General features: G+C 74.0%; 1 protein-coding gene. It reads left to right on the top strand.

The features are described 5' to 3' along the window. Nucleotides 1-56: 56 nt before the first annotated feature. A complete protein-coding gene (locus tag NFU81_RS36500) occupies nt 57-11879 on the top strand; it encodes a lonely Cys domain-containing protein (RefSeq protein WP_274038185.1) in 11823 nt (3940 codons plus the stop codon). The last annotated feature ends 34 nt before the right edge of the window (nt 11880-11913 follow it).

Genomic DNA, 11913 nt, shown 5'->3' with positions numbered 1-11913 from the left:
AACTCACCCCCACCCCGCAGCCTGTTGCGGCCCGCCCCCGGGTCGGACGCGTGCCGATGGCCCCCGACGACGCACACGACGCGTATGACACCCAGGGCCAGACCGGCGTGTCACCGGAGACGAGGCGGCTCGCCGAGGAAGTACTGGACGAGGTGCTCCCGGAGGCGGCGGGTCGTCAGGTGGTGGTGGAGTCTGCGCGGGTTGAGGAGCGGCCTGCGGCGGTGGTGGCGGCTTCTGGTGTGACCGACGAGGTGCTCCCGGAGGCGGCGGGTCGTCAGGTAGGGGTGGAGGGTCAGGAGGAGTGGTTGTCGGCCGAAGGGCCGGCGTCGGTGGCGTTGCCGGCTGTGTCCGGCAGCGTGGAGGAGCGCGCCGCGATCGCGGAGGAGGTGCCGGCCAAGGACCTGGTGGAGGCGTCGGCCGAGGGGCCGAAGGAGCAGGTGCCCGCCGTGGGGCTGGTGGAGGAGGTGCCGGCCGCGGACCTGGAGGAACCGGAGCGCGGCCGCCGCCCTCACCGCACGGGACCGTCGCGCCGGTCGCGTGCCGTGTCGTTCGACGTTCCGGACTCCAGGCGGGCAACCCACCAGGAGGACACCAGCGGCCGCCCGGTGAGGCCGGAGGCCGAGCCCGCCCCCGCGTCCCGCCCGGCCCTGGCCGGCCTGAACCTCGACGCGGTCCCGGTGGGCCGCGCACCGGCTGAGCCGGGCGGGGTGTCCGAGCGGGTCGCGGAGCCGCTGGCCGTTCCGGAGGAGGTGCCGGCCGCGGTGCCGGTCACCGTGGAGGTGGGGCGCGCACAGGCCGACCCGGCCGCGGTGCCGGCCGAGGACGTGCAGGCGGCTCGCGGGGAGCTGGACGAGGTCGAACAGGTCGGCCGCGACAAGGGCAAGGACAAGGGCAAGGCCGCGGTCGTTCCCCCGGTTGTTCTCCCGGTCGATTCGGGGAACCAGAGCGGCGAGGGCCGGCAGGCACCGCCGTCGGCGAGGACAGCGGACGGCGACAACGCATCCCGTCCCCCGGGTACCGGCGATCCGGTCGCCGCAGCTCACGCCGCCGAGAATCCGCCCCTCGTGGAGGTGACCCCGGCTGTGGTGGAGGCAGTTCCGGCTGTGGTGGAGGCGGCTCCGGCCGTGGTGGAGGTGACCCCGGCCGCGGTGGAGGCAGTTCCGGCCGTGGTGGAGGTGACCCCGGCTGTGGTGGAGGCAGTTCCGGCCGTGGTGGAGGTGACCCCGGCTGTGGTGGAGGCAGTTCCGGCGGTCGTGGAGGTGGCCCCGGTCGTGGTGGAGGCAGTTCCGGCGGTCGTGGAGGTGGCCCCGGTCGTGGCGGAGGTGACCTCGCCCGCTGTCGGCACGACCCACCCTCTGACCGCGGCGCCTCCCGGTACCGCACCGGGGACCCCCGTCGTGGACCCCGATCGCATCGCGGAACCGCCGCGTGTCATCGGCCGCAGCGTGCCGGTGCCGGCCACGGGGGACTGCCTGCTGTACTCCTTCGCCGCCAGCGATCCCCTGTACATCCGGGACCGGCTTCCCGGCCTGAATACGCGTCACCCTCAGGCGTACGCCTGGCTGGGCGATCCGGACGCGGTGCGGGCGGAGCTGGGCGCGCTCGCGGCCGCGTACTCCGAGACCCGTGTCCTGCCGGACACCGGCCACTCCCGGGTGGTGATCGACGCCATGCGCGGCCAGGCGGCGAGCCATCTCGGCGAGCATGCGGGCGCGCTGTCCCCCCAGATCCTCCAGCAGTTGCGCGGCGCGCTGACGCCCGGCTTCGGCGCTCGTGTCGCCGGGATGGCGCGGGCCGATCTGCTGACGCACCTCGCCCACCACCGGGTGACCACGCCCGCCACCTTCGAGGGCCTGGGGCTGGAGTCCGAACTCAGGACGCGGTACCGGAACGCTCGGGCCGCCGAGCTGATCGGGAGAGGCGAGCGACCCGCCGCCGAAGTGCAGGCCGAAGTGCAGGCCGAAGCCGAGATCCTGGGCACGCGGGAGCTGTTCGGCCGCCTCGCCCAGCGCGGGCTGCTGCCACCGGTGGCGGAGCTGACCACGGACCAGCTGCGCACGGTGCTCAGCACCGCCTATGTGGGCAGCACGGCTCCGCTGGACCGCGGTGAGTCGGTGGCTGTGGCCGAGGCGGTCACCAACTGGGCGGGCAACTGGGACAGTCCGGTCGGCGAGATGTTCCTGCCGCTGCTCGCGCGCGCCTTCGGGGTGCGCGCCGATGTGGTCCGCGCCGGGCGCGGTGAGATCACCAGTGTGGGTCCGGACGACGCGACCCACCGAATCGAGGTCCACTACAACGGCGTGGACCACTACAACGGCAGTGACGTCGCCGGATGGCCGCTGCCGTCCGCCCAGGACGAGCGACTGCTGTCCGCCGGGCCGCAGCCCGTGGCGTCCGGCTCCGCGACCCCGGCCCCGGCCCCGGCTCCGGCTCTGAATCTGTCGGAGGGCACCCCGCCCACCGTGCTTGCGCCGCTGCCCGCGCGGACCTCGCTCGCCTTCCCCTCGGGAGCGCACGACGTGGGCGCCGAGGCGCTGGAGCGGATCAGGGAACTCGCCGGGAAGGTGGCGAAAGCCGGCATTCTGGCCAACTACGCGAAGATCGCCCTCCCGCGGTTCAGCGTGGTCGGCCACGGCAACGGCCCGCTCCTCGCGGTCGGCGACCGGGGCGCGCGGCGCGCGTCCGAGGTCGGCGGTCTGCGGGCGAAGGCGGCGGCGGACACGCTCTACGACGAACTCGTCCGTGCGCTCCAGTTCCTCCAGGCGAACACGCCGGGCGAGGATCTGATCGCCGCCTCCGACTTCGACTTCGACGAACGCTCGGCCGGCCGAGACCTCGGCGACGGACGCGGTGACGGTTCCCCGCGGGACCGGCGGCGGCAGGCGGTGATCGGGATCGTCGAGGCACCCCGCGCGGCCGCCGCGGCGCGGCTGGACGCCCTGCGCCGCCAGGACCCGCGGTTCGCGGCGGGCCGCTTCGACCCGGACACCCTGGCCCGCCACGTCCTGCACCTGCCCGCCGGCGCCACGGTCACCGCCGCCGACCGCGACGCCCTGTACGCGCTGGTGGACCGGGCGGCCGCGGTCGGCCAGGCGCGCAGTGTCGCCAGGCTCGGCGCCTTCCATCTGCGCGGCCACGGCCTGCTGTCGGAGACGACCTTCACGGCCCTCGCCGGTGCCTCGCCGACCCGCAACTGGATGGGCATCCCGCTCACCGGCATCGACACGGCGACGTACGACGAGACCGTTGGCACCGTCACCCGCCAGGTCACCCCGCCCTGGGTCACCGGCCCCGCTGCCCCGCCGCCGTATGTGGTGGTGGCGGCCGGTGGTGACGACCGGGGGATCTCCGTGGCCGGGACGAGCGGGCCGCCCCGCCGGGTGACGGCGGAGGACCTGACCGAACTGCTGGCCATGGACGACCGGCTGGCGGCTCTGGGCAAGGACGTCCCGGTCCTGCTCGTCGCCCCGGGGGCCGGGTCCATGGGGCTCGACCTGCCGCGTGCCGTCGCCGCCGGAACCGGCAGAACCGTGTGGGCGCACAGCGGTGCGCCGGCGCTGATCGCCCCCGCGGGCGGCGTGCTGTACCGGATCGGGGTGGCGGGCGACCGGGCCGGCGGAATCCCGTTGGGCCAGTGGATTCCCAGCCATCCGGGCGACCTCGGGACCCCCAACCCGGACGCCGGGAACGCGGTCGTGGAGACCATCGCCGGCGTCCGGGTGCCCGACCGCGACATCGTGAGCGTCGCCATGGCGCCGAACGGTGTCCGGAAGGGCCGCGCTCTGTTCTCGGACGCGGATCTGGCCATGAGGGAACGCTATTTCGACGTCACCACCCAGTTGACGGACTGGTACCCCGCCGATCCTGTCCAGCACGACTTCGACGGTCCGCGCCCGATGCCGGTGCGGGGCGGCCTGGCGTACTTCGTCTACGTTCACGGCCGTCCGGGCGCCACCATGGTCAACGTCCGTCACGACCCGACGCCACGGCAAGTGACGGGACGTCAGTTCGGCCGTTTCCTGCGGCGGCGGCCCAGCGTGCGCGACCTCGACCCGGCCGTCCCCTTTGTCCTGCTGTCCTGTTGGGGGGCGGCGGCGCCGGGCCTGCCGAATTGGATCGACGCGCCTGGCGCCCGGGCGCCGTTCGTGGCGGACCCGCTGTCGACGCTGTCGGTCGCCGAGGAGGTCGCCGACGAGAACGGGCGAACCGTGTTCGCATCGGACCGCGTCCATGTCGGCTTCACGCGGTCCAACGGGACGCACGGGCACGGCATCGTCAGCGACCCGCTCGGTGAGACCGGTGAATGGCGGGAGGTCCGGCCCCGGCCCTCGGACGCCGAACTGGCGGACCTCGCCCGGGTCGCGGGCCTGTACGACGGCCCGGGTCCGGTGCCCAAGCAGGTCACCGACACCACACTGCGCCTGGTGCGGGCGCTCCGCGTGCTGTTCGGCCCCTCCATCGAGGACAACCGGCACGACCCGGCCGATCCCTACCGCGAACTGCTGCGCGGCATGGGGACGCTGGAGATCATGCGGGACCGTCACCCGGGGCTCGCGGGCTACGGCGAGCTCACCCTCGACCTGGTGGACCGGGTCGTCCGGGGACACCAGGGGATCCCGCACACGCCCGGCGTCCGCCCCGCCCCGCTCGGGCAGGACGCGATACGCGCCACACTGATCGCGGCGGCGGCTCTGCCGGGCGGCTCCCGCCTGCCCGCGCTGGACGGCTTCGCCCCGATGCCCTCCGTGGACCGGGCACGAGAGCTGATCGGCCGGGGAGACCCGGACGAGACCGTCCGTGATGTGCTGGCCCTGGCCGCGAACGCGCCGGTCACGAGGGCGGACCGTGCGCACGTGCTGTGGGCCGCCGTCAAGGCGGTGGAGAGCGTCGAGAACGTTCCGAACGGGCGCGCGCTGGCGATGGAGGTGCTGCATCTGCCCCCCGGCGCCAACCCCGACACCGACCAGGTGCGCGCCGATCTGTTCTGGACGGCGATGACGGCGGCGGCGGTGGGCCGGGACAGCTACCATCCGGCCGCGCTCGCCGCACACGATCTGGAACTCCACGGCGCACTGGGGCCGCAGACCTTGCTGCGGTCGGACACGGGCGCCGTGATCGGACGCAACTGGACCGGACGCCCCGTCCAGGGCACCCTCGTCACCGACACCTTCCGCCTGGCGGCCCCGGGCGCGGCCCCGGGCTTCCGCGCGTGGCAGTCCCACTGGAAGACACCGGGCCGGCCGGCGACCGCGCCGGATCAGGTGTACCTGCTGGCGGCCGACGGCCTCGACGGTCACATCGACATGCCCTGGCCGAGCTGGGCCTCCCCGGCCGGCGGACCCGCCACGCGCCGGGTGCCGCCCGCCGAGATCGCCGAACTCCTCACCCAGGATCGACACCTGCACAAAATGGACCCGCAGATGTCGTATCTGCTGCCCGTGGGCCTCAGCGGCAGTCTCGACGACCTGGCCGACCGGCTCGTCTCCCGCACCACCCTCGGCAGGGCCGTACTGGCGGCGGATCAGCCGCTGCGGCTGGTCCACCTCCCGGCCGACGACCAGACCGTGCTCGTCATGACCCTGGCCGGGCACGGGGGCCCGCAGAGCGGCTGGGTCCAGACCCTCCCGCAGCCCATCCGCTGGAGCCCCCGCCCCACTCCTGCCCCGGCACCCACGCCTGCCCCCGTGTCTGCCCCGGCCCCGGCGCGCGTCACCACCTCGGCGCTCGCCTCGGCCCCCCAGCCGGCCACCACCGACCGGGACCGGATGACGTCGGGGCACGAGCCCGCCCCCGCGTCCCGCCCGGCCCTCAGTGGCCTGAACCGTGACGCGGACCCGGTGGGCCGCGCACCGGCCGAGCCGGGCGTGGTGCCCGCCGAGGCGGTGGTGGTGTCCGAGCGGGTCGCGGAGCCGCTGGCCGACCCGGTCGCCGCCCGGACCGCCGACCCGGCCGCCGCGTACGAGGACGCGCAGGCGGTCCCGCAGGAGCAGCGGTCCCGATCCGAGGCCGCCCGGCCCGGCATGCTGGAGCCGGGTGAGTCCCGAACCGTGCCCGGGCCGCCCCTGATCGTGCTCACCCCGCCCACCACGGCGGACGACGAACCCGCGGCCGGACACCAGGAGCCGGCCGGGGGCATCCCCTGGTTCGCGCGACACGGGATGCTCGGTGGGGCCGAGGTCCTGGATGTTCCGCAGTGGACCGCGGACCAGGCCGCCACCGCTGCGGCCGAGGTGGTGGACCGGCTCGCGCTCGGCGCGGACGTCTCCGCGGCCGTGCGGAGGGCGGTGCGCGACAACGTACGGGAGCTGCTGCTGGAGCGCGGGGCCGAGGCGTGGCAGGAGATACTCCTCCACGGCCGGCTGCTGGTGGCCGACGGCCGGCTGGTGTGGCTGCGCCCGGTGCTGGACGGCGGTTCGGCCGTCGCCCTGCCTCCGGGCCCGGACGATCCGGTGCGCCGCTACCACGTGTCGTTCAACGCCACCTCCGCCGACCACGTCACGTCCCATGCGGTGAACCACACGGCCGACATCCTCCTCTCCACCGCCATCAACGTGGCGTCCGCCGCGGCGTCGGCGGCCGTCATCGGCGTGCCGCAGGTCGCGGTGTCGGCCGGCGGCGTGAAGCAGACCGGCGGCCACCACACCGTGATCGGCGGGCGAAAGCTGTTCGTCAAGGACACCAACAGCTTCACCGCGGGGCTGCGGGTACAGGTCTTCGTGGACGGTGAGGAGCAGCACCCCGCCGAGGCGTCACGGCCCCCCGTGGTGGACAGGGGGCTGACCGTGCGGTTCCCCAGCCAGCTGTCCAGGTCCACCGAGCCCGATCCGGCGCTGGCCGACCCGGCCCCGCGGAACGTGCGGTCCCTGCCCCACCAGCGCTTCCGGCGGGCCGGGGAGGTGCTCCACGCCATCGACGTCACCCCGATGCTGGCCGACGACCAGCGCTACCTGCGGCGCACCCTCGGTCTCGGGGCCGAGAAGGCACTGGAGGTCGTCGAGCAGTCGCAGCCGGGTCTCAACGAGGAGTCCGTACTCAACCGTGCGCGCTGGTGGCTGTCGAGCGGCGACGTGAGCACCAAGATCCGGGTCGGACGCAGCCTGAAGGGCCTCAAGCCGTTCCGTGGCCACCTGCGGAGGCGGATGGTGGTGGAGAGCGCCCAGTTCCTCCAGGTCATGTCCGATGCGGACGTCCGCGAGGACCGTGGGGCCGGGTACACGGCGATCTCGGGCGAGGGCGGCGAGAGCGGGCTTTCCCTCTTCGGCGGCTTCAATATGACCGGCCTGGTCGACCCGGTGCTGGGTTCGGCGGACCGGGTGAAGGGCCTGGCGCCGCTGCTCGGCGTGACCGCGGCCTTCGGGCAGGACTGGAGTCGGGGGCTCGACTCGCAGGGGCTCGTCCACGCGGTCGTCAACACCACGGAGGTCCAGGCGCGGTACCGCGTCCGGCTGAGGGTCACAAGAGACTGGATCCTGGGCAGCCACCGTCGGATGGACACCGTGGACTCGGTGGTCGAGGCGGAACTCGGGGTGCTGTGGGACGATGGCAAGGGCGCCGCGGACTTCGAGCGCCGGGTACTCGGCGGCGTCCGCACGCCGTACGTGCTCGGGGCGCTGGCCGGGCAGGTCCCGGCCTCGGTCGTCACCCGCGGCGGCGGGACCCTGAAACTGTGGCCGGCGCCGGTGGAGGCGCAGCCGCACGTGCGGGCGCTGCTGGCCGCCGCGAAGGTCTCTCCGGTGCGCCGGCACCGTCGCCCGGCGAGCCTGGACGCGCTGCACACTCCGCACCCGAAGGAGCCGCTGTGGCTGGCCGCCCGCAAGGGCTTCGGTTTCCACGCGAGCGTGGCGCTGCCGGGCGCCGAGCGGGTCGAGGACCACTTCCGGGCCCGCCTGGAGGAGTGGTCGGCCCCGTCGGACGGCCCGCTGACCCGCCCGTTCAGGGGGCTGACCGGGCGGCGCGACCCCGCCCGCGGCCGCTTCTCCACGGACACCAAGCTCGCGACGTACGTCGGACGGCCCGCCCTGGAGGGCAAGTTCGGCACGGCGATGGGTGGCTTCAAGGAAGAGATCACGTATCAGGGCCGCCGCTACGAGATGGGTGTGCGAGCCCACCTCACGGAGCATCTGGGGTACCGGTTCCACCAGGCGAAGATCAATGTCCGTGCCGCGAAGGGCGAGGGCGCGGTCGCGGGGCGCGGCGGCAAGTGGGAGGTCAAGGGCGGCGCGGGCGGCGGAGCGCGGGTGAGCCTCGGCTCGTTCCTGCGGCTGCAGGCGAGCACCCTCCGGCTTCTCGCCCGGTACGGACGCGGCCACAAGGACTCCCTCGAGAGCGTCGCGAAGGGGTACCGCCGCACCGAGACCGACGGCGACGTGCACGAGCACGTGTACAACGTCGTCTACGAGCTGACCTTGCGGCCACTGAGCGGCGAGGGCCGCGCCGAGACCTGGTTCGTCTCCCGCGACAAGAGCCTCGTCGCGCAGATCTCCGTACCGGACCAGTACGTGCCCGCGATCCCGCCGAGCATGGAGGAGGTCATCGCCACCGGACGGACCGCCGTCCTCTCCGAGCTGCCCGCCGGGCGGACCCTCAACCTGAGGAACGCCACCACCGGCCTCTACCCGTTCTTCCAGACCGTGCCGGAACTCGCGAGGGCCGCGGCCCGCGCCTACGCGCGGATCCACGGCCTCGACACGATATCCGCCGACGACTTCGAGAGGATGCCCCGGGAGATCGTCAACGCCACGGGCCCCGACGAACTCACCGTCTGGACCGACCACTTGGCGGACGGCTTGGGTCGTGAGGTCGAGCTGCCCGAGCACGACGGGTGGAAGACCACCATGATGCTCCACCTCGCCGCCTACGACGCACAGCGCCTGCCGGGCGAGGCGACCGAGGCGGAGATCGAGCAGTTGGCGCAGCTCGCCCGCCGGCGCACCCGCGAGAGGCACACCGGAATCGGGCTCGGCGTGCGCGTCGATCTCGGCCCGCAGGCCCGGTTCGGCTCCGATCAGGGCGGCGAGGTGGAGGCCACGGACAGTCACGCCGGCAGCGGCGGCACCGGCGAGCACACCCGCCCACCCGGCGGCCGGTTCGCGTTCCTCGCCCACGGCCAGTACGAGACCGAGTGGGTGTCCTCCCACGGATCCTCCGACGGCTTCGTCGAAAACAGCCGTGCCACCTATAACGGCAAGAAAGCGCGGTTCGGGGCCGGCTCGGTCTTCACTGTCGTCATGGTCCGTCACAAGGGCCAGAAGGTCGAGACCGACACCTCGTACGTGCACTCGGAGCGCGGCATGCACCTCCTCATCCCCGAACGGCTGGTGGAGGACGTGCTCCCGGCCCAGGACGAGGACGTGCTCACGGCCCAGGACGAGGAGGTGAACGCCGCGCCGCTCCGGGTCTACGCCGGCGGGCAGATCCCCACCAGCGCCATGTTCATCGAACGGCTCGACGTGGACGTACTCGGTGCCATCCGGCAGCGGCTGCTCGACCAAGGCCAGCTGCCGCGGCGCACCACCGCCGACGGCACGGTGATGGACGCGCTCGACCCCCTGTCACGGGCGCTGCGTGCGATCTTCCGGTCCAGCGCGCTGATGCTGAGCGGCCCCGCCCTGCTCGACCTCGGCCTCTGGTTCGCGATCAAGGTCGAGGGCATCGGCGGCGCCAGCTGGGACCAGATCGTCAACGTCAGGTTCGCCAGGGTCGACGCGGCCGACGCCCACCGGGCCCGCCCCGAGGTCGACCTGACCCTGCGGGGCGAGTCGACCGGCGAGCGCAAGGACGGGTCGAAGTTCCGCCGGGTCCTCGACTTCGGCGTCATCGCGGCCGGCCATGGCGGCACCCACGTCACCGACGGCGGCAGCCACGGCAATGGCGGCCTCGACGTCGCCGGCGGCTGGTCCGCCGTCCACAGCCAGGGGACGGACGGCGCGCAGAAGGACGTCTTCATCTACCGCGCCACCACCAAGGGCGGCAGCGAGGAATTCCAGCACAACGTCGCCCTGCAGATCGAGCTGGGCACCGCCTTGGCACTGCCCGCGTCCGCCTCCCTCGTCACCGCGCCGGGCCGGCTCATGAACCTCGGTGCCGGCGCGGTCGCCCGGATCTTCGACCGCCGCGACGACTACGACATGTTCCTGGAGACCCTGCGGCCCTGGGTGCGGTACGACGACGGCGCCGACCGGCTGGTCCCCGGCCGGATGCGGGTGCTCGTCCCGAGTTACCTCACCGCGCCCATGCCGGAGGGGACGACCGCCAAGCCCGGCCCGGCTTTCGTCCGCGGGTACGGGCAGTCGCCGCGGTGGCGCGACGCGGTACCGGCGCCCGCCGCCCTCAGCGAGGAACTGAGCGGGGCTCTCCACTCCTGGGGCGTGTCGGCGGCCGCCGCCATGCAGCGGTGGGTCAAGGTCGCAGCGTTTGACGCCGGCCGCGAAGGCCGCCTCGACCTGGCCACGCCGTGGGAGGTGCCGGGTATCGACATCACCACCAAGGCCGGGCGGGACTACCTGCACGACACCAGCCACACGAGGATCCGGCCGAGGATCCTCGAACTCCTCGGCCACCGCCATGTGGTGAAGGTCGGCAATCGCGAGGTCATGGTGGGCTTCGAGCTCTCCAAGGCCGCCGAGTTCGCCCCGTCCACGGACGAGGTCCGCCACAAGGCGCGTCACTACAGGCAGCAGGACGCGGAGCAGAAGGCGGAGGCGGAGCACGAACGGGGCTGGTACGTCGGTGTCGGCCCGGTGGGCGGCGGCGGGTCCGGCCAGGAGACGTTCCTGGGCCGCCTGACGCCGTACGAGCGCGCTTCCGTCCGCGGCGGCAAGGACACCGCGGGCCAGGCCCAGACCGACGAGAGCAACCGCGAGAGCACCCGGGACTACCGGTACTACCGCTTCTGGGTGAAACTCGTGATGACGCCGCTCCACCGGCCCGGCCGCCAGCTCACCGTCGACGTGCCGGATGGTCTCATCGGCATGCTGCCGCGTGACGACGCCGACCGTCTGGTCGGCGAACTGCTCGCCCGGTACCCCCAACCGCCCGCCGAACCGCGGCGCGGGCGGCTCCAGCCCCGTACGGAACCGTCGCCCCGGGCCCATGCCGTGTCGTCCGACCCGGCCACCACCGGCCGGCACCGGACGACGGCGGAGCCCGAGCCCGCCCCCGCGTCCCGCCCGGTCCTGGGCGGCCTGAACCTCGACTCGGTCCCGGTGGACCGCCCACGCGCCGAGCGGACGCCAACCGACACGGTGCCGGCCGAGCCGGCGGTGTCCGCGCCGGTCGAGCGCGTCGTGCCGGTCGAGCAGCCGACTGGGCAGGCCGTGCCTGTCGAGGTGGCGGCGTCCGAGCGTGCGCCTGAGAGGGCCGAGCAGCCGGCTGGGCAGGCCGTGCCCGTCGAGGTGGCGGCGTCCGCGCCGGTCGAGCGCGTCGAGCCGGCCGTGCCGCTGGCTCGGGAAACCGCTCCCGCCGACGCGGCGCGCGTCGAGCCGGTCGCGGCGACGCCCGTCCTGCCCGAGGGGGTGCGGATGCTGCCGATCACGCCTCGCCTCACCCTGCACCGTTTCGACCTCGACGGGGGTCAGAGCGGCCTGTCCGTCGCAGAGTTGGATGCGGCGCAGGCTCTGCTCGAACAGGATGACCCGGCCGTGGGTGAGGCGCATGCGGCCGAGCTCGGGGCGCGCGTGGCCGCGAAGATCACGGCGCAGTGGGCGGCGGAGGGGCTGGACCCGTCCCAGGCCGGGGTGGAGCTCCACATGGAGGCCCCGGCCCGGATCGCGGTGGCGATGGTGCTCGCCCGCACCGTGACCGACACGCTGCGCCACCGGGTCCACGTCACCGTGGGCCGGATGGCGGCAATCGAGATGTGCCCGTCGGGCATCGCATGACGGCGCTGCGGCCCCGAGCGGCAGCAGGAGAAAG

The sequence above is a fragment of the Actinacidiphila cocklensis genome, assembly GCF_907177275.1.
GTDB classification, from domain to species: Bacteria; Actinomycetota; Actinomycetes; order Streptomycetales; family Streptomycetaceae; genus Actinacidiphila; species Actinacidiphila cocklensis.
The sequence above is the reverse complement of the archived record's forward strand: the minus strand, read 5'-3'. Positions and strand labels throughout refer to the sequence as shown.

Excerpts from the sequence above, each read along its gene's own strand:
- NFU81_RS36500 (WP_274038185.1), top strand. The coding sequence starts at position 57 with ATGGCCCCCGACGACGCACACGACGCGTATGACACCCAGGGCCAGACC.